16 protein-coding genes are annotated in these 18,934 nt (G+C 70.8%); 9 read left to right on the top strand and 7 right to left on the bottom strand.

Annotation, left to right across the window (positions count from 1 at the left end; all coding sequences use genetic code 11):
• Positions 1 to 4 precede the first annotated feature (4 nt).
• Both AB0M39_RS03495 and AB0M39_RS03490 read left to right on the top strand, forming a co-directional pair.
• Positions 5 to 1,024 (top strand): LacI family DNA-binding transcriptional regulator, encoded by a 1,020-nt coding sequence (locus AB0M39_RS03495; protein ID WP_365359656.1) that lies wholly within the window; start codon positions 5 to 7, stop codon positions 1,022 to 1,024.
• A 121-nt stretch (positions 1,025 to 1,145) separates the two neighbouring features.
• Positions 1,146 to 2,018 carry a phosphatase PAP2 family protein gene (locus tag AB0M39_RS03490; RefSeq protein ID WP_365359773.1) on the top strand — a complete coding sequence of 291 codons (873 nt, stop codon included), beginning with the start codon at positions 1,146 to 1,148 and terminating at the stop codon, positions 2,016 to 2,018.
• Positions 2,019 to 2,162: 144 nt separating this feature from the next.
• Here AB0M39_RS03490 and AB0M39_RS03485 read toward each other — a convergent pair whose 3' ends face one another.
• On the bottom strand, positions 2,163 to 5,162 hold the full coding sequence (locus AB0M39_RS03485; RefSeq protein ID WP_365359654.1) for a bifunctional [glutamine synthetase] adenylyltransferase/[glutamine synthetase]-adenylyl-L-tyrosine phosphorylase: 3,000 nt from the start codon (positions 5,160 to 5,162) through the stop codon (positions 2,163 to 2,165).
• 513 nt (positions 5,163 to 5,675) lie between these two features.
• Here AB0M39_RS03485 and AB0M39_RS03480 point away from each other — a divergent pair.
• The 3 genes from AB0M39_RS03480 (at position 5,676) to AB0M39_RS03470 (ending at position 8,971) form a co-directional block, all read left to right on the top strand.
• The gene (locus AB0M39_RS03480; RefSeq protein ID WP_365359652.1) at positions 5,676 to 7,733 is read left to right on the top strand and encodes a PIG-L family deacetylase; all 2,058 of its coding nucleotides are present in this window, start codon (positions 5,676 to 5,678) and stop codon (positions 7,731 to 7,733) included.
• A gap of 229 nt (positions 7,734 to 7,962) precedes the next feature.
• Positions 7,963 to 8,481 (top strand): pyridoxamine 5'-phosphate oxidase family protein, encoded by a 519-nt coding sequence (locus AB0M39_RS03475; protein WP_365359650.1) that lies wholly within the window; start codon positions 7,963 to 7,965, stop codon positions 8,479 to 8,481.
• A 58-nt stretch (positions 8,482 to 8,539) separates the two neighbouring features.
• Positions 8,540 to 8,971: a VOC family protein gene (locus AB0M39_RS03470; RefSeq protein ID WP_365359648.1), complete on the top strand. Its 432-nt coding sequence runs from the start codon at positions 8,540 to 8,542 to the stop codon at positions 8,969 to 8,971.
• Between the two features lie 471 nt (positions 8,972 to 9,442).
• On the opposite strand, the gene AB0M39_RS03465 is transcribed toward AB0M39_RS03470, so the two are convergent.
• The 3 genes from AB0M39_RS03465 to AB0M39_RS03455 are packed head-to-tail and all read right to left on the bottom strand — an operon-like array spanning position 9,443 to position 12,017.
• Positions 9,443 to 10,402: an ATP-binding cassette domain-containing protein gene (locus tag AB0M39_RS03465; protein ID WP_365359646.1), complete on the bottom strand. Its 960-nt coding sequence runs from the start codon at positions 10,400 to 10,402 to the stop codon at positions 9,443 to 9,445.
• Between the two features lie 6 nt (positions 10,403 to 10,408).
• A complete protein-coding gene (locus AB0M39_RS03460) occupies positions 10,409 to 11,224 on the bottom strand; it encodes an ABC transporter permease (RefSeq protein WP_365359644.1) in 816 nt (271 codons plus the stop codon).
• Positions 11,217 to 12,017, bottom strand: a complete 801-nt coding sequence (locus AB0M39_RS03455; RefSeq protein ID WP_365359642.1) for an ABC-2 family transporter protein — start codon at positions 12,015 to 12,017, stop codon at positions 11,217 to 11,219. The genes AB0M39_RS03460 and AB0M39_RS03455 overlap by 8 nt, the downstream gene beginning before the upstream one ends.
• A gap of 224 nt (positions 12,018 to 12,241) precedes the next feature.
• Here AB0M39_RS03455 and AB0M39_RS03450 point away from each other — a divergent pair, with 224 nt between their 5' ends.
• Both AB0M39_RS03450 and AB0M39_RS03445 read left to right on the top strand, forming a co-directional pair.
• Complete coding sequence (locus AB0M39_RS03450; protein WP_365359640.1) at positions 12,242 to 12,673, top strand: VOC family protein; 432 nt, start codon at positions 12,242 to 12,244, stop codon at positions 12,671 to 12,673.
• A gap of 180 nt (positions 12,674 to 12,853) precedes the next feature.
• Positions 12,854 to 13,417 (top strand): peptidase inhibitor family I36 protein, encoded by a 564-nt coding sequence (locus tag AB0M39_RS03445; protein WP_365359638.1) that lies wholly within the window; start codon positions 12,854 to 12,856, stop codon positions 13,415 to 13,417.
• A 79-nt stretch (positions 13,418 to 13,496) separates the two neighbouring features.
• On the opposite strand, the gene AB0M39_RS03440 is transcribed toward AB0M39_RS03445, so the two are convergent.
• From AB0M39_RS03440 to glnA, 3 genes are all read right to left on the bottom strand, one after another.
• Positions 13,497 to 13,892 (bottom strand): excalibur calcium-binding domain-containing protein, encoded by a 396-nt coding sequence (locus AB0M39_RS03440; protein WP_365359636.1) that lies wholly within the window; start codon positions 13,890 to 13,892, stop codon positions 13,497 to 13,499.
• A gap of 366 nt (positions 13,893 to 14,258) precedes the next feature.
• Positions 14,259 to 16,175: a LamG domain-containing protein gene (locus AB0M39_RS03435; protein ID WP_365359634.1), complete on the bottom strand. Its 1,917-nt coding sequence runs from the start codon at positions 16,173 to 16,175 to the stop codon at positions 14,259 to 14,261.
• A gap of 446 nt (positions 16,176 to 16,621) precedes the next feature.
• Positions 16,622 to 17,983, bottom strand: a complete 1,362-nt coding sequence (gene glnA, locus AB0M39_RS03430) for a type I glutamate--ammonia ligase (protein ID WP_365359632.1) — start codon at positions 17,981 to 17,983, stop codon at positions 16,622 to 16,624.
• 224 nt (positions 17,984 to 18,207) lie between these two features.
• Between glnA and AB0M39_RS03425 the strand changes: the two genes are divergently transcribed.
• Both AB0M39_RS03425 and AB0M39_RS03420 read left to right on the top strand, forming a co-directional pair.
• On the top strand, positions 18,208 to 18,561 hold the full coding sequence (locus AB0M39_RS03425) for a winged helix-turn-helix domain-containing protein (protein WP_365359630.1): 354 nt from the start codon (positions 18,208 to 18,210) through the stop codon (positions 18,559 to 18,561).
• Positions 18,558 to 18,812, top strand: coding sequence for a hypothetical protein (locus AB0M39_RS03420; protein ID WP_365359628.1), 255 nt, complete (start codon positions 18,558 to 18,560; stop codon positions 18,810 to 18,812). Before AB0M39_RS03425 ends, AB0M39_RS03420 begins: the two co-directional genes overlap by 4 nt.
• The last annotated feature ends 122 nt before the right edge of the window (positions 18,813 to 18,934 follow it).

The raw sequence follows: 18,934 nt of genomic DNA, 5'->3' as shown, positions 1-18,934 counted from the left end.
TCCTGTGACCGCACGGCTTGCCGACATCGCAGCCCAGGCGGGGGTCAGCGAAGCCACAGTCAGCCGCGTGCTCAACGGCAAGCCCGGTGTGGCCGCGGGCACCCGCGAATCCGTGCTAGCCGCCCTCGACGTCCTCGGATACGAGCGCCCCGTGCGGCTTCGGCAGCGCAGCGCGGGCCTGGTGGGCCTCATAACCCCGGAGCTCGACAACCCCATCTTCCCGGCGCTCGCCCAGGTCATCGGCCAGGCTCTGACCCGGCAGGGGTACACCCCCGTGCTGGCGACCCAGACCCCCGGCGGCTCCACCGAGGACGAGCTCACCGAGATGCTCGTGGACCGCGGGGTCTCCGGGATCATCTTCGTCTCGGGCCTGCACGCGGACACCACCGCCGACATGCAGCGCTACGACCAGCTGCGCGGCCAGGGCGTCCCCTATGTCCTGCTCGGCGGCTTCTCCCCCAAGGTGAAGGCCCCCTTCGTCTCGCCCGACGACCGGGCGGCGATGCACCTCGCCGTGACCCACCTCGCCTCCCTCGGCCACACCCGGATCGGCCTGGCGGTCGGCCCGAAGCGCTTCGTGCCCGTGCTCCGCAAGATCGAGGGCTTCCAGCAGGCGATGGACGTCCAACTCGGCCTGGCTCCCGAGGAGTCCGAGGAGCTGATCCAGCACTCCCTCTACTCGCTCGAAGGCGGCCAGGCCGCCGCCGGCGCCCTGATCGGCCTCGGCTGCACCGCGGTGGTCTGCGCGAGCGACATGATGGCGCTCGGCGCGATCCGGGCCGCCCGCGGCCTCGGCCTGAAGGTCCCGAGGGACGTGTCCGTGGTGGGCTTCGACGACTCCCCCCTCATAGCGTTCACCGATCCGCCGCTGACCACGATCCGCCAGCCCGTGCAGGCCATGGGCCAGGCGGCGGTCCGCACGCTCCTGGAGGAGATCGGGGGCACCCCCGCACCGCACAGCGAGTTCGTCTTCATGCCCGAACTGGTGGTTCGCGGTTCAACGGCATCGGGGCCGGGCTCCTGACCGGGCAGGCCCCCCAGACGACCCCCGAGGCGCGGCTCGTTCCCGAGGAGTACCGGGTGCGCCTCGAACCCGACCGGGGGATGATCAGTCAGTGGGCGCGCATCTGGCAGACTCTCCTCCCATGGGTGAAGCGACCGTGAAGACTCTGGAAGACCAGACGGCCACCCCGTCACCCATGGTGGACGAGGCCGTCTACGTGCCGACGCGCAGTCGGCTCCAGCAGCTGCGCGCGCCTCGCCATCCCCGGATCTGGTTCGAAATCCTGCTGATCGCGGTCAGTTACTGGACATATTCGCTCATTCGGAACGCGGTGCCGGAGCAGAAGGCACAGGCCCTGCGGAACGCGGACTGGATCTGGAATGCCGAGCGGTCGCTCGGCCTGGCCGTCGAGCAGTCGGTCAACCACGCCGTGAACTCGGTGACATGGCTGATCGTGTCGATGAACTACTACTACGCCACCCTGCACTTCATCGTGACCATCGGCGTGCTCGTATGGCTCTACCGCTGGCACCCGGGCCGTTACGCAGCGGCGCGGCTTGTCCTTTTCGCCACCACCGGCGTTGCTTTGGTCGGCTACTATCTGTACCCGCTCGCGCCGCCTCGGTTGATGAACGGGCAGAACTTCGTCGACACCGTGCTGGTCCACCAGACGTGGGGCTCGATGGCCTCGGGCAACCTGAAGAACATGTCGAACCAGTACGCGGCGATGCCCTCGATGCACATCGGCTGGTCGCTCTGGTGCGGGATCATTGTCTTCGCGGTGGCGACGGCGCCCTGGGCGAAGATCCTCGGCCTGCTGTACCCGGTGGCGACCCTGGTCGTGATCGTGGCGACGGCGAACCACTTCTGGCTGGACGCGGTGGGCGGGATGATCTGCCTGGCCTTCGGATTCGCGGCGTCGTACGTCTGGTACCAGGCGATGCCGCATCGGCTGCCCAAGACGGTGACGGGGGCGCGGGGCGGCCTGCGCCTGCGGACGCCAGCGCGCGACTAGCAGCGACTGGGACTCGCGCGCTCGTCTCGAGGCCCAGCCCCTGGCCGAGCCTTGACGCCCGGCCCTGGCCGACCTTCCCGTCGGTCCTGTAAGCAGACCGCCCTCCTCGCCGGGCTTCCGCGTCAGCTCTCCGTCAGCGCCTGCTCACGCTCCGTAGAACAGCTCCTCCACCACGGCCCGCGCCCTGCGCGTGATCCGCCGGTAGTCGTCGAGCATGTCCCCCACGTGCCCCGGGCCGTACCCCAAGTACCTCCCGACCGCCGCAAGTTCCCGCCCGTCCGAGGGGAACGTGTCGCCGGCCCGCCCGCGCACCATCATCACGCCGTTGCGGACCCGCGTCGCGAGCACCCACGCCTCGTCCAGGATCTGCGCGTCCTCCGTCGCGATCAGGCCCGCCGCATGGGCGGCGGCCAGGGCCTCGCGGGTGCGGGTGGTGCGCAGACCGGGCTCCGCCCAGCCGTGCTGCATCTGCAGAAGCTGGACCGTCCACTCGACGTCGCTGAGCCCGCCGCGGCCGAGCTTGGTGTGCAGCGTCGGGTCGGCGCCGCGCGGCAGGCGCTCGGACTCCATACGGGCCTTCAGCCGGCGGATCTCGCGCACCGCGTCCTCGCCGATGCCCTCGGCCGGGTACCGCAGCGGGTCGATGAGGTCGATGAACCGGCGCCCCAGGTCGAGGTCGCCCGCCATCGGCTGCGCCCGCAGCAGCGCCTGGCTCTCCCACACCAGCGACCAGCGCCGGTAGTACGCCTCGTACGAGGCCAGGGTGCGGACCATCGGCCCGGTCTTGCCCTCGGGGCGCAGATCGGCGTCGATCAGCAGCGGCGGATCGGCGGTGGGCAGCTGGAGGAGCCGGCGCATCTCGGCGACGACGGTGGTCGCGGCCTGCGCCGCCTCGTGCTCGTCCACGAACTCGCGCGGCTCGTGGACGAACAGCACGTCCGCGTCCGAGCCGTAGCCCAGCTCGTGGCCGCCGAAGCGGCCCATGCCGATGACCGCGAACCGGGTCGGCAGGATCTCGCCCCACTGCTGGCTCACCGCCGCCCGCAGCGCGCCCGAGAGCGTCGCGGCGGTCAGGTCGGTGACCGCGTTGCCGACCCGGTCCACCAGCGCTCCGGGGTCCGCCTCGGCCGGGCTCTCCTCGGTGCCGTACGAGCCGATGATGTCGGCCGCCGTCGTACGGAACAGCTCCCTGCGGCGCACCCCGCGGGCCGCCGCCACCGCGCCCTCCGCGCTGTCCGCGCGGCCGACCGCCGCCAGCGTCTCCTGCTCCAGATGCTCCCGGCCGCGCGGCTTCAGCCCCTCCGGGTCGCCGAGGAGCGCCACCGCCTCGGGGGCCCGCAGCAGCAGGTCGGGGGCGAGCCGGCCGGCCGAGAGCACCCGGGCGAGGTTCTCGGCGGCCGCGCCCTCGTCCCGTAGCAGCCGCAGGTACCAGGGCGTCTTGCCGAGCGCGTCCGAGACCTTGCGGAAGCCCAGCAGCCCCGCGTCCGGGTCGGCCGAGTCGGCGAACCAGCCCAGCAGCACCGGCAGCAGGGTCCGCTGGATGGCGGCCTTGCGGGTCACCCCGGCCGACAGCGCCTCCAGATGCCGCAGGGCGGCGGCGGGATCCGCGTACCCGAGGGCCTCCAGGCGCTGCCGGGCCGCCTCCGCGCTGAGCCGGATCTCGCCGGGCGTGAGCTGGGCGACCGCGTCGAGCAGCGGCCGGTAGAAGAGCTTCTCGTGCAGCCGCCGGACCACCGAGGCGTGCCGCTTCCACTCTTTGTTGAGGTCGGCGACCGGGTCCGTGCGCAGTCCCAGCGAGCGGCCGAGGCGGCGCAGATCGGCCTCGTCCTCCGGGACCAGATGGGTGCGCCGCAGCCGGTAGAGCTGGATGCGGTGCTCCATGCCGCGCAGGAACCGGTACGCCTCGTCCATCTGCGCGGCGTCCGTCCGCCCCACGTAGCCGCCGGCGGCGAGCGCCTTGAGGGCCTCCAGCGTGCTGCCGCTGTGCAGGGAGGCGTCGCTGCGGCCGTGCACCAGCTGGAGCAGCTGCACGGCGAACTCGACGTCCCGCAGGCCGCCCGGGCCGAGCTTGAGCTCGCGCTCGATCTCGGCGACGGGGATGTTGTCGACGACGCGGCGGCGCATCTTCTGCACGTCGGGGACGAAGTTCTCGCGCTCGGCGGCCTGCCACACCAGCGGCGACACCGCGTCGATGTAGTCCTCGCCGAGCGAGAGGTCCCCGGCCACCGGCCGGGCCTTGAGCAGCGCCTGGAACTCCCAGGTCTTGGCCCAGCGCTGGTAGTACGCGAGGTGGCTGGAGAGGGTGCGCACCAGCGGGCCGTTGCGTCCCTCGGGCCGCAGATTGGCGTCCACCGGCCAGATCGAGCCCTCGACCGTCGTCTCGGAGCAGATCCGCATCAGATGGGAGGCCAGTCGGGTGGCGGCCTGGAGGGCCTTGCCCTCGTCGGCGCCCTCGCCGCCGCCGTTCGCCGGCTCGGCGACGAAGATCACGTCGACGTCGGAGACGTAGTTCAGCTCATGGCCGCCGCACTTGCCCATCGCGATGACGGCGAGCCGGCACAGCGCCGCGTCGGCGGGGGCGGCGGCCCGGGCGATGGCGAGGGCGGCGCGCAGGGTCGCGGTGGCCAGGTCGGCGAGCTCGGCGGCGGCCTGGGCGACGTCGACCGTGCCGCAGACGTCGCGTGCCGCTATGGCGAGCAGGCACCGGCGGTAGGAGACGCGCAGCGAGACGGGGTCCGTGGCGTCGGCGAGGCCGCGCTCGAACTCCTCGACGCCGGGGTGCAGATCCGCGGCCTCGTAGGTGAGCAGGGCCTTCCAGTCGCCGGGGTGGCGGGCGAGGTGGTCGCCGAGCGCCTCGGACGCGCCGAGGACGCCGAGCAGCCGGTCGCGCAGCGGCTTGGCCGTGACCAGGGTGGCCAGCAGCGGCTGACGCCCGGCGGGCTCCTGGGCCTCCACCAGCCGTACGAGCCCGCGGAGCGCGAGGTCGGGGTCGGCGGTCGCGCCGAGGGCGTCGAGGAGGACGGGGTCGGTGCGGCCGGGGGCCATGTCCGGGAGGTCGAGGAGACGTTCGGCGGCGGACGGATCGGTGAAGCCGTGCCGCAGCAGTCGGGTGAAGGTACTGCTTCTGCGCCCCGGCCCTGTCATCCCGCGGTCTCCCGTCCTTGCCTGTCCTGCCCAGTCCGGCCCTGTCCTGTCCTGCCCCTGTCCTGTCACGTGCCGATCGTCTGCGTACGTCCTCGTACGCCGCCGCACGTCTTCGTACGTCTTCGTACCGATCAAGGTCAGGTTTCGAGCCTATCCGCAGGGGCCCGCCCGGGACCCGTTGTGCTCCTCGGTGATCCCAAGGGCTGGGACGGCCGCGTGGCCGGGTGCGGTCCGAGCGACCGGACGGGGGCCGACAGCAGCCATGTCGCCGCCGAGCCCGGAAGGTTGTGCTCTCACGCCCATGAATCGAGTGAGATACGCCATGTTGTTCGACCTTCTCGCCGGATGAACCGCAAACTCGATATTTCCGTCTTCATGGCCGATCACAGTGGTCAATCAAAGATCAGTGCTGGTCAGAACCTTATTCCTTGAACACCGAAGGCCACTGCCAGCATGTTGTCGTCTGGGCTCCGCCACTCTGCCCTGTTCTCCCGTCGCGGTCTGACGACGGCCATGGCCCTCGTGCCGCTCGTCGGCGCCGCCTTCGTCGTGGGCACCGAGAAGGCCAGCTCCGACGCGCAGGACGCGCCGATCCAGCCGACCCGCCCCGCCGGCGAGTCCGTGATGCAGATCGTCGCGCACCCGGACGACGACCTGTTCTTCATGAACCCGGACACCAGCCACTCGGTCCGCTCCGGCCGCAGCCTCACCGCCGTGTACCTCACGGCCGGCGAGTCCGACGGCGTCAACGCCGCCCGCAGCGGCCCGAGGGCGGTCGCCACCCCGCCCCCCGCGGACAAGGCGCGCTACGCGGAGGCCCGCCAGAACGGCATCCGCGCCGCCTACGCCGAGATGGCCACCGGCGACCGCACGAGCCCCTGGCAGCGGACCGTCATCCCCACCGCGGGCGGCGGCACGGCCGAGCTGGACACCCTGCGGGCGCGGCCCGAGGTCAACCTGGTCTGGGTGCAGTTGCGCGAGGCCGGCTCCATATCCGGCGACCGGCCCAACAGCCTGCACGGCCTGTGGGACGGCAAGGTGCGGACGCTCGGCTCGCAGCTCTCCTCGGGCACGCCGGTCGAGAACAGCTTCTCGTACACCAAGGACCAGGTGATCGAGACGATCGCCGGGCTGCTCCAGCGCTTCGGGCCGACCCATGTGCGCACGCTGGACCCGACGCCGGGCAAGGTGGCCAAGACGGGCAAGATCTCCGACCACCAGGACCACACGTACGCGGCGCGGTTCGCGCAGGCCGCGCTCATGCGGTACGCGGAGTCCCCCGGCGGCCCCCGCTTCAGCGTCCAGAGCTACCTGGGCTACCCCGTCGGCGGTCTGCCGCACACCCTGGACCCGGTCACGGCCGCGGCCAAGCTGCGCACCCTGAAGACGTACGCCTGGATGGACCCCGCGAACTACTGCGACGACTCCGCCGGCTGCGGCGACCTCAAGGTGGCCGCCCGGCCCGCCGGCCACGGCTGGGCGCAGTCCGTGCGCTACACCCGGGGCGAGTCCACGACCTGGGTGCAGCAGGGCAAGAACGGCGGGCTCTACGCGTTCGCGGTGCTCGACAACAAGCTGGCCGTCTGGCAGCGGACGGCGGGCCCGAAGGGCGTGTGGTCCGGCCCGACGACGCTGCCGGGCGGAGGCCTCGACAGCGGGGTCGCCTCGGTGCGGCTGCCGGACGGGCGGATCGCGGTGTTCGCCACCCGCACGACGCTGGGGAAGACCCCGGGCGACTACCGCAGGGACGTCGTCACCGCTGTGCAGGCCGCGCCCGACGGCCGGTTCGGGGCGTGGCGCTCGCTGGGCACGCCCGAGCGGGACGACAAGAGCAGCCTCTCCGACATCAGCGCGCCCGCGGTGGTCGTGGACAAGGCCGGCCGGATGAGCGTCTACCTGCGCAACGGCGGCCACTCGCTCAGCTCCCGCAGCCAGAACGCGGACGGCTCGTGGGCGGCCTGGAAGGCGCGCGGCGGCAAGGAGCTGCACGGCGACCCGGTCGCCGCGACGGACCGCTCGGGCCGGCAGTACGTCTTCGCCGGCACGCCGACGTCGGTGGTGGCCTGGACGCAGGCGAAGGCCGGCGCGGCGCTGTCCGGCCCGACGGCGACGGGACTGCCGCCGACGACGCTCGCGCTGAGCACGAGCGCGGACGGCGACGGCGTACGGCTCTGGTTCCGCAAGCCGGACTCGGGCGAGGTCCGCACGGTCAAGTTCGCCGGGGCGAAGTCCTCCGCCATAGCCGACCTGGGCGGCCCCTCGGGCTTCGGCCCGGTCAGCGTGTCCGGCCCGAACAACTCGCTGCTCGCGGTCCGCTCCGGCGTGGGGACGCCGGGCACGGCGCTGGCGGCCTTCCCCTCGGTCGGCGCGGGCGGCGGCAAGAAGGCGGTGCCGGCGCAGCCGGGCCGGGCGAAGTGGAAGTCGGCGGGCTCGCTGTTCGCGGGCGCGCCGGCGGGCCTGGGCAACGGTCCGGCGGGCGGCGGCCTGGCCGCGGTGGGCCTGGACGGCCGGCTGTACTGGGGGCAGTCGGACGGCCGGGGCGCGGTCGGGCCGTGGGCCTCGGTGGGCTGATCTCGGGCCGAGGAGTTCGGGCGGGCGCGATGAGTTTCGGGCGGCGCGCGGGTCTCACCTTCGTATCGGCGTCGATGGCGGCGCCGAGTGATCTGATGACCTGAGTGACCCATGCGACTCATGTGATCCGAGGGGTCCGAGGGGTCCGGCCGATCCGAGTGATCCAACCGGGCCCAGTGATCCCAGTGATCCCAGTGATCGAGTGATCCGAGTGTGAGAGGACCGCGCCATGCCTGTTTCCACGCCGCAGACCGATCTGGACGCCCGCTACAGCGACCCGAGGGCCTCGGCCGCCGAGTGGGCTCAGGCGGTGGAGAGCCTGAAGGCGGCGGAGGTCTTCTGGCTCTCGACCGTGCGGCCCGGGGGACGTCCGCACGTCACGCCGCTGATCGCCGTCTGGCACGACGGCGCGATGCACTTCTGCACCGGCGCCGACGAGCGGAAGGCCAAGAACCTCCGCGACAATCAGGAGGTGGCCCTCACCACCGGCGCGAGCACCCTGTCCGAGGGCCGCGACCTGGTCGTCGAGGGCGAGGCGGTGCGCGTGACGGACGAGACGCGGCTGCGGGCGCTGGCGGAGGAATACGTCAGGAAGTACGGCGCGGACTGGACGTTCGAGGTCCGCGACGGGAAGTTCGTGGGCGACGGCGGCGAGGCGCTGGTGTTCCGGGTGGCCCCGCGGACGGCGTTCGGCTTCGCGAAGGACCCGTATGCCCAGACGCGCTGGACGTTCGATGAGACGCTGTGAGACTCGTGAAGCGCTGACTCATCCTGAACTCATGCTGAACTCATAAGGGAGCTTTTCGATGGAACTGACCCTTGAGGTAGTCATGCTCCCGGTCACGGACGTGGACCGGGCGAGGGACTTCTACCGCGACAAGCTGGGCTTCGCGGTCGACACGGACACCCAGATCAGCGACACGGCTCGGATCGTCCAGCTGACCCCGCCCGGCTCCCGCTGCTCGATCGCGATGGGCACGGGCTTCCCGGAGTTCCCGGGCCAGAAGGCTGCCGCCCCGGGCTCGGTCCAGGGCCTCCAGCTGTGCGTGACGGACATCGAGGCGGCGTACGAGGAGCTCACCTCCCGCGGCCTGGACGTCACCAAGGTCCAGCACCTGGGCGCGACGGGCTGGGAGGACGGCAAGGGCGAGACCTGGAACGCCTTCATGAGCTTCAAGGACCCGGACGGCAACGGCTGGGTGATCCAGGAGGCGCCCGCGCCGCTGTCGGAGCGCTGAGCGATCGCCCGCTTTCGCGTTTCATGCGGCCGGGGGGATGAAATGGGTCCGGAAGAATACAGGGCAAAAAAGGAGAAAGTCGCACGCGCTCTTCAGAAGTGTTGGATGCGCGACGGTTCGGTAATTGGTGTCCTGCGGCTACTGGTATCAGAAATTGGCCCGAGGGATGACCTAGGAGCTGTGGCATTCGGCGTAGTTGGGTGCATGCATGATGCGTTTGACATGCCATTGGGTGAGGCAAAGCGAATCTCGCGGTGGCATGCAATCGGAGGGGACCTCTCGGATGCGGAGATCGAACAGCGAATCGGCACTCTCGTGCCTCGCGAACTAGACTCCTGATACCTGATTTCCTTCGGGGGAAGATTGAGGGCCTCGCGGTAATTTCCGCGAGGCCCTCAGCGTTTGTCGATTCTTCTCGGTTGTCGAGCCCGAGCCTGCACCGCGAAGCGGGGATGTGCTCACCCACCGTGCTCACCCAGCCGGTCTCTCCGCGTACATCTTCGCGATCACGGACTCGATGTCCGGCTCCCGTACCGAGAGGTCCACCAGCGGATACTTCTCGGCCAGCGCCGCCACCAGCGGCGCCGCCGACTGGTCGGCCGGGAAGGCCAGCCACTGGCGCGGCCCCTCCACCTTCACCGTCCGCGCGGAGTCCAGCGTGATCGGGGGCAGTTCGCGCTCCAGGTCCACCACCAGCGTGCGCTCGCTCTCCCCCACCGCGTGGAGGCCCGCCAGCGCGCCGTCGTACATCAGCCGCCCGTGGTCGATGACCATCACACGTTTGCACAGCTGCTCGATGTCGGTCAGGTCGTGCGTGGTCAGCAGCACCGTCGTGGACCGCTCGGCGTTCAGCTCGCGCAGGAACTCCCGCACCTTGGCCTTGGAGACGACGTCGAGTCCGATGGTCGGCTCGTCGAGATAGAGCACCTCGGGGTCGTGCAGCAGCGCCGCCGCGATGTCGCCGCGCATCCGCTGGCCGAGCGAGAGCTGACGCACCGGCACGTCCAACAGCTCGGCCAGATCGAGGAGTTCGACGCACCGGTCGAGGTTCTCGCGGAAGCGCGCGTCGGGAATCCGGTACATCCGGTGCACCAGGCGGTACGAGTCCTTCAGCGGCAGGTCCCACCACAGGGTCGTACGCTGCCCGAAGACCACGCCGATCCGCTGCGCCAGCTTCGTACGCTCCTTGGACGGGTCGATGCCCGCGACGCGCAGCCGGCCGCCGCTGGGGGTCAGAATGCCCGTCAGCATCTTGATGGTGGTGGACTTCCCCGCGCCGTTCGGGCCGATGTAGCCGACCATCTCGCCGCGCGGCACCCGGAAACTGATTCCGTCGACCGCCCTGACCTGGCGCTTCTCCCGGCGCAGCCGGCCGACCCTGCGGCGTACGTCGAAGACCTTCTCGACGCCGTCCAGCTCGATGAGGTCCATGTGCTCTCAGCTCCCCGTGCTCCGGTACGTACGAAGGCCGGCCCGCCAGGCGAGCCCGGCCAGCCAGCAGGACAGCGCCGCCACCACCGGAGGCAGGAAGGCGAGCTGCGGCGGCAGGTCCAGCGGATAGGGGCGGCCCAGCACATAGAGCGTGGGCAGCCAGTTGACGAAGGCCAGCGGCACCACGAAGGTCACCCCGCGCACCAGGTCCTTCGCGAAGATCGTCGGCGGGTACTGCAGCAGGGTGCTCCCGCCGTAGGTGAAGGAGTTCTGCACCTCGGAGGCGTCCTGCGCCACGAACTGGAACCCCGCCCCGGCGACGAAGACCGCCGAGAAGATCACCGCCCCGCTGATCAGCATCATCGGCACCATGAGGACCCGCAGCGGCGTCCAGTCGACGTCCACGGCGAACAGTCCGTAGCCGAGGACGGCCAGCCCCTGGGTGATCCGGCCCAGCCTGCGCAGCGCGAACCGGTCGGCCGCCACCTGGGCGAGCACGGGCGCCGGCCGCACCAGCAAGGTGTCCAGCGTGCCGTCCCGCACCCGTCGCCCCAGCCGGTCCATCGAGCCCATCACCAGGTCGGCGAGGCCGAAGGAGGTGGCGGCGGCGCCGTACAGGAAGGCGATCTCGGGGAGCGAGTAGCCGCCGAGCGCGTCCACGTGCGAGAACATCAGCAGGATCGTGACGAAGTCGAAGCCGGTCGCCGCGAGGTTCCCGATCGTCGTCATCGCGAAGGACGCGCGGTACGTCATCGTGGAGCGGATCCACATCGCGGCGATCAGGAAGTACGCGCGCAGGCCGTGCCGCAGGCTCTCAACCACCCTGGACCACCACCCTGCGGGTCGCGGCGGACTGGAGCGCACGCCCGGCGGCCAGCAGCGCCAGCGCCCAGCCGGCCTGGAAGGCGTACGCCTGTACGAGCCCCCAGCCCGTGTGCTTGCCGAGGAAGACGTCGGCGGGGACCTGGAGCAGCGAGGACCAGGGCAGCGCGCGGGCGACCTCGCCCAGCGCGCCGGGGAAGAGGTTGAGGGGCAGCAGCATCCCGGAGAAGAACAGCCCGGCCAGCCAGCAGATCTGCATGACGCCGGCTCCGTCCATCAGCCAGAACGCGCAGAGCCCCACCAGGAACCGGATCGCGAAGCTCACCACGACTCCCAGGGCGACGGAGACGAGGAAGGCGATCCAGGTGAGCGGGTTGCCGGGCAGCGCCAGATCGAAGGCGAGCGCGCCGAGCACCATGGGCGCGATGCCACGGCCCAGGAGGTGGAAGGCGGCGCGTCCTAAGTCACTGGCCATCCACCACAGTTGGAGGTCGGCGGGCCGGTAGAGGTCGACGGCGATGTCGCCGGTGCGGATCCGCTCGATCAGCTCGTCCTCGAAGCCGCCGCCCATCATGGCGCAGGTCATCAGCAGCGCCTGGCCGAGCCACACATAGGTCAGCGCCTGGGAGAGGTCGTACCCGCCGAGCTGCGGACGCTCGTCCCACAGGGCGATGTAGGTGTACGCCATGATGAAGCCGAAGACGGTGTTGGTGAACACCCCCGCGGCCGTCGCCACCCGGTACGTCGCATAGCGCCGGAACCCACCCGCCGCGACGACCGCGTACAGCCGCACCTGACCCCTCCCCCGCCGAGCCGAAGCGCACGACCCTAGCCCAGGGCCGGGGGACGCCGCGAGGGGATTTCCCGACGAGAGCCTCGGAGTCGTTCCCCGGATGGAGGCGCGGCCGCGGGTTCCGGAGGATGCCGCGGCCGAGGGGGCAGTATGGGCGGGCATGGGCGACGGGTCGCAGGCGGCCCGACCCCGCGGAGCACGCGTCGACGAAGCGGAGGCACCGGATGGACTGGACGCTCGAAGTGATCGTGGTTCCCGTCGGCGACGTGGACCGGGCGAGGGACTTCTACCGCGACAAGCTGGGGTTCGCCGTCGACGTCGACACCCGGGTGACCGAGCAGACCCGCATCGTCCAGCTGACCCCGCCCGGCTCCGGCTGCTCGATCGTCATCGGCGAGAACATCCCCACGCCCGACGGCCGCACCTCCGAGCCCGGCTCCTACATGGGCCTGCAGCTGGTCGTCGCCGACATCAAGGCGGCCCATGCCGAGCTCGTCGAGCGCGGCGTGGACGTCTCCGCCCCGATCGAGGTCGCCCCGGGCGACGGCGGCACCTTCCTCCACTTCAAGGACCCGGACGGCAACGGCTGGGCGGTCCAGGAGTACCGCGTACGCGCCACCACGCCGCTGTACGAGGCGATCCGCCCCAGCGACTAGCAGACGGAATCCAACCCGCCACCCCATACCGCTCCGTTAAGTGGCGCAACGGCATGGATGGCGTGTACTGGACATCTCCGGAGGAAGCGCTTGCTCGCGACTTTCCACCCCCGCCAGACTCGTTGGCATGCCTGGCGAAAAGAACGCGCAGGCAGCAGCGACCAGTTGGGGGAGACACGCATGGCTTTGCGCAGGCTCACGGTGGCGCTCTTCGGGGTCATCGCACTCATCGCAGCCGCAGTGATCGGCATGACCGGCCCCGCCTCCGCCGCCGGCGGAGCGCAGGGCTTCGCCGCGCAGGCGGAGCGCGCCGGACTGACCGAGCAGCAGGCGGACGGGCTGCAGCAGCGAGTAGACCGTCACCTTGAGATGTACGGCGGGACGCAGACCGCCGCCAACAAGATCGAGCTGGCCGGCAAGGGCGAGATCGTGGCCGTCGTGCCCGGCGAGCAGTACGCCCGGAACCTGGCCGACGCTCCAGGGGCCATGGCCGACTGCCCCTACGAGGACTTCTGCATGTTCACCGGCACCGACTTCACCGGCGACCAGTTCAACCTCTGGCAGTGCGGCACGTACGACCTGCAGAACTGGAACGGCCCCGGCTCCTGGATCAACAACCAGACCCCGGGCACCCAGGCGCAGTTCCTCGACCAGGCCGGCACCGTCATCGACGTGACGCCCGGCGCCTACTCCGACAGCCCCTACTACGACTGGGCTCCCGTCTGGCACGTCGTCCCGTGCTAGACCTCCCATAGGACGATCCGGGCCGGCGCAGCCGAAGAAGCCGCCGGCCCGGATCCATGTCCGGCGTCATGCTCCCGCGCTACTCGCAGGCGACGCCGTCGCCGTCGCGGTCCAGGTGCCTGCCGTAGCCCGGGTCCCCCGTGCGAATCGGATCGGCGCCGGCGGCGCGCACCTCGGTGCAGTTCGCGTAGTAGGCCGAACCGCCCGGCTCCTCGCCCCCGTCGTCGCCTCCGCTGCCCACAGCGGGGGCCACCGTGACACGGACCGTCTTCGTCTTCGTCACGGTCGGGGCGGGCTCCGGCTCGGCCGTCACCGTCTCCGCGGCGGCCGGCGCCGCCGTGGCGGTGACCGTGGCGGTCGCGGTCACCGTGGCAGCGGGTGCGGCCTTCTTGCTGGCTGCCGTGTCGGTCTTCGTCTCGCCGCCGGACCCGGCGACGACGCCGACGAAGAACAGCATCAGCGCGGCCGGGATCAAGATCCTCTTACGTGCCCACTTCGGGCGCTCCGGCTGCGGATCCGGAGTCGGAGCCGTGTACGGGTTGGCTCCCCCAGGGGCGGGCGGCTGGCCCCAAGGCGGCGGCTGCGACGGCGGGTTGTGTGACATAGGTCCCCCCAAGGACGCGATGAGGAAGCCGACCGTAGCGGATGCGCCGCTGGATACTGGCCAGTTTCGCCAGAATCCGGAACCTCTGGAAGTGAATCCTGACCGAGTAGCAGGCGGACGGTCCGGGCCGGCGACGCCGAAGAACCCGCCGGCCCGGATCCAGCGCGAACCCGGAGTCGCCGGTGGGCGGGAGCGCAGAGCCCCCGCCCACCGACTGCGTCTACGTCACATCACCGTCTACGACACGTCGTCGCCGAGGCTCACGCCGGACTCGAGCCCGGCCACAGTCGATACGAGCGGCTGGTCGAGCGCGCCCTCGAAGACCCGTACCTCGTCCAGGGCGCCCGAGAAGTACTCCGCGCCCTCGCCGAGGCCGGTCCGGCCGATCTGGAGGCCGGTCTTGGACAGGTCCCATGAGTTGGTCCAGCGCACCGGCGGTCCGGCCGGCTCTCCGTCGACGTACAGCTGGACCTCGCCGAACAGCGCGTCGTAGCTGAGGGCGAGGTGGTTCCCGTCTCCCTCGGTGTCCGGCCGCGCGCCGACGGCGGTCGACGTGGTCACCGTGGCGCCGTTCGCGTCCTTGTCGGTCAGCGCCAGCTGCCAGCGGCCGCTCTCCGCGTCGTAGCGCACCAGAGCGGCCGTGCCCGCGGTCCCGGCGAGCGAGATGACCGTCTGATCGCCCGCAGGACTGGTGGAAGCCGGCCTGGCCCGTGCCGTCAGGGTGAAGCTCGCCTTCGGCTTGAGCAGCCCGGGGCCCCGGCCGGCGTAGCCGTTCCTCCCGTCGAGAGCGAGATGACCGTCGCCCCAGAGAGGTTCGGCCGCAGGCATGCACGCCGGGTCGGTAGCGGGGTCGCAGGCGTCGTCCGGCAGCCGGTAGACAGCGGCCCCGCCGTGCAGGGAGAGACCTGTGCCGCCCCGCACCTCAGGGACGGTTTCGCCCGTCTTCTGGTCCATGGTCCAGTAGCCGAGCTGCCGTGGCCGCAGACCGCCCAGCCCCGTGCTCTCGCCTGCGGTCACCACTCGGTCGAAGACCTGCACATCGGCGACCGAGCCCTTCAGGTGCGCGGTGTAGCCGGCGGGTACGAGCGCCCGGCCGATCTGCAGGGGGCCGGTCGCGCTCCACGTGGTCGAGCGCTCCTGGACGTCGCCGGTGACCAGGCGGCCGTCGACGTACATCCGCATCGTGCCGGGCGCCTTGCCGTCGTACATGTCGTAGACGCCGACCAGGTGCGTCCACTCGCCGGGGACGGGCTGTGGGCCGAGGACCTGCCACGAGGTCATGGAGTCGATCTCGCTGTCCGGCGTGAGGAACGACCAGCGCTTGCTGGCGCCGTCGTACCCGAGCGAGAACCCGGACTGGGCGGAGCCGTCCTGGCTGACGACCGTCATCGACGACTTCGGCAGCTCGGGCAGCATCACCCAGGCGGCGACGGAGAACGACTTGGCCGTGTCGACGATGGGCTTGCCCGCGTGGAGGTACGCGCCCGGGGAGCCGTCCAGCTGGACGGAGCTACGCACCGAGCCGTGAGGCCCCTTGCCGCCGAAGGCGACTCCCGGCCCCGCGGCCGCACTCGGCCCGCCGTTCCCGCCCGTCGCGTGCGTCGAGCCCGCCGTGTCCGCCAGCGACCACGAAGCCTTCGGCGCACGGCCCTTGCTGACGAGGAAGGTGTGGCCGGCCTTGGTCCCCCGGCTCTTGCCCGCGCGGTCCACGGCCTCGGCGGTGAGGGTGTACACCCCCTCGCTCTCCGGCTTCCAGCGAATGACGGCAGGCCGGCCCGGCTCGACGGGCTTGACCGTCTTCCGCGCCTGGCCGGTGATCTCGTAGCGGTAGGAGGCCACGTCGGTACCGGGCGAGTGGAGGGAGAACGAGCCGTAGTCGCCCACGCCCGGGTGCCAGGCGCCGTCGGCCGGGTACTCCGCCGACGTCACCGTCGGGGCGTCCGGCACGGGTTTCTCGCCGCGTTCCCCGGGCGCCTTCGCCAGGCCCCCGGCTGCCGCGGTCTTCGGGGCCTCCAATTGCGCGGCCATGGCCGCGGGCGCGAGGTCCTGCCCGGCGCCGGGCAGACCGGTGGCGCCTGTCGCCAGTACCGACGCGAGGACGCCGACGACGATCGCGGCCCTGCGCCAGGCGTGGCGCGCTGTTCTGCTGCTCACTCTTCCCCCTGGTCGATGTCGTGCTGGACGTCAGCGGGTCACCGACCCGAAGGCGGCGGCCTTCGGGTCGGGACCGACCGGCAGGCAGGCGCGCTGGTCCGCTGCCCGCTCCGTTCCCCTGGCCGTCCGCACATGCGACGACGGCCACGTCATCCACAGTCGGTCGCGCAGAGGCAGTCACGCCGCCGCGATCCTCCGGGCCTGACCAGGCCCCAGCACACAAGTGCCGATCCTGTGAAGATCAGCTGACATACCGTGACACGGACACCCGGTCACGACAAGGCCACTCCGCGCCAGATTCCCGCCATCGCAGGAGCCTGATCCCCCGCCAAACCGTCCGCACCCACGGCGAAACGGGGGTCTCCGCCCTTTTCCGAGCACACAGAACGACGCCGGGCCGACGGCGCAGCGCCGTCGGCCCGGAACAAAACAGGTGTGTCCTGCCCCTACAGCACCGGCAGGTTCTTCCGCAGCTCGAAGGCCGTCACCTCGCTGCGGTACTCCTCCCACTCCTGCTTCTTGTTGCGCAGGAAGAAGTCGAAGACGTGCTCGCCCAGCGTCTCCGCCACCAGCTCGCTGCGCTCCATCAGCGAGATCGCCTCGCCCAGGTTCTGCGGCAGCGGCTCGATGCCCATCGCGCGGCGCTCCGCGTCGGAGAGCGCCCATACGTCGTCGTCCGCGCCCGCCGGGAGTTCGTAGCCCTCCTCGATGCCCTTGAGGCCGGCGGCCAGCAGGACCGCGTACGTCAGGTAGGGGTTCGCGCCCGAGTCGATCGAGCGGACCTCGACGCGCGCCGAGCCCGTCTTGCCCGGCTTGTACATCGGGACGCGGATCAGCGCCGAGCGGTTGTTGTGGCCCCAGCAGATGTACGAGGGGGCCTCGCCGCCCGCGCCCGCGCTGCGGGCCGAGCCGCCCCAGATGCGCTTGTAGGAGTTGACCCACTGGTTGGTCACGGCCGAGATCTCGGCGGCGTGCTTGAGCAGGCCGGCGATGAAGGAGCGGCCGACCTTGGACAGCTGGTACTCCGAGCCCGACTCGTAGAAGGCGTTCCGGTCGCCCTCGAAGAGGGAGAGGTGAGTGTGCATCCCCGAGCCCGGGTACTCCGAGAAGGGCTTCGGCATGAAGGTCGCCTGCACGCCCTGCTCCAGCGCCACCTGCTTCATGACCAGGCGGAACGTCATGATGTTGTCCGCCGTGGACAGCGCGTCGGCGTAGCGGAGGTCGATCTCCTGCTGGCCGGGCGCGCCCTCGTGGTGGGAGAACTCGACCGAGATGCCCATCGACTCCAGCATGGTGATCGCCTGGCGGCGGAAGTCCATGCCGACGTTCTGCGGGGTGTGGTCGAAGTAGCCGGAGTTGTCCGCGGGCACCGGGCGGGAGCCGTCCAGCGGCTTGTCCTTCAGCAGGAAGAACTCGATCTCGGGGTGGGTGTAGAAGGTGAAGCCCAGGTCGGACGTCCGCGCCAGGATCCGCTTGAGCACGAAGCGGGGGTCAGCGAAGGACGGGGAGCCGTCGGGCATCAGGATGTCGCAGAACATCCGGGCCGTGCCGGGGGCCTCCGCGCGCCAGGGCAGGATCTGGAACGTGCTCGGGTCCGGCTTGGCGATCATGTCGGACTCGTAGACCCGCGCGAATCCCTCGATCGCCGAGCCGTCGAACCCGATCCCCTCGTCGAAGGCCTGCTCGAGCTCGGCGGGCGCCACCGCGACCGACTTCAGGAAGCCGAGCACATCGGTGAACCACAGGCGCACGAACCGGATGTCGCGCTCCTCGAGCGTCCGGAGCACGAATTCCTGCTGCTTATCCATTTCCACCCAATCCTTGCTGGTCAAGCCACCTGCTCCGGACGAGCATGCCACCCGCGGGTTTCAGGCGCGTTGCGAACGGCAGCTGAGCCCATTGTCGGTCAGGGCATACCCCGAGACGACCCTGACGCCTCCCTCACCTCTCCCCGACATGTGTCAGATTTCTTTGACACATAGCGGCCGGGTGCGTCAGTCTGAGCTGACAGGTACAGAGGAAGGGAGCTGCGATGGGCGAGATCCCAGCCTCGGAGCCGACCGGCGACGCGTTGCTGAAGGTCCTCACGGCCCTCGGCAATCCGCACCGGATGCGGATCGTCGAGGCCCTGCTCGGCGGCCGCGACTACGTCAGCAGGCTCGCCCGCGAACTCGGCATCGGCCGCCCGCTGCTCCATATGCACCTCCAGCGACTCGAGGCCGCCGGTCTGGTCACAGGTGTGCTGGAGCTGTCGGAGGGCGGCAAGGCGATGAAGTACTTCGAGCTCACCCCCTTCTGCTACACGCTGACCCCCGAGGTCGTCGCGGCGGCCGCGCGGACCCTCAGCGAAGAACAGAAAGACACGACGAAGGAGACAGCGAAATGAACGCGGACTGGGTGGGCGTGGCCGGAGCTTGCGGGTTCTTCCTGCTCCTCATCGTCATCGTCTGGCAGACCGCCGCGACCTGGCGGGCCCGGATGCTGGCCGCCCGTGAGGATCAGTATCGCGAGCTCTCCACGAAGTACGCGCAGCTGCTGGAGGACAACGTCGAGCTGCACCGCCGCACCCTCGAGGAGCTGACGCAGACCCGTACCTCGCTCGCCTCGATGGAGAAGATGATGCGCGAGATCGAGTAGCGGCTCGGCGCGCAGTCCAAGAGCCCGCAGCCCCCGAGCCCTCGGTCCAAAAGAACGCGCAGTCCAGAAGAACGAAGAGCGGTACGGCCAGGAGCGGCAACTCCCGGCCGTACCCACGGAGA

Source organism: Streptomyces sp. NPDC051907 (assembly GCF_040681075.1).
In the GTDB taxonomy this organism is placed as follows: Bacteria; Actinomycetota; Actinomycetes; order Streptomycetales; family Streptomycetaceae; genus Streptomyces.
This window is presented reverse-complemented; position numbering and strand designations above follow the sequence as displayed.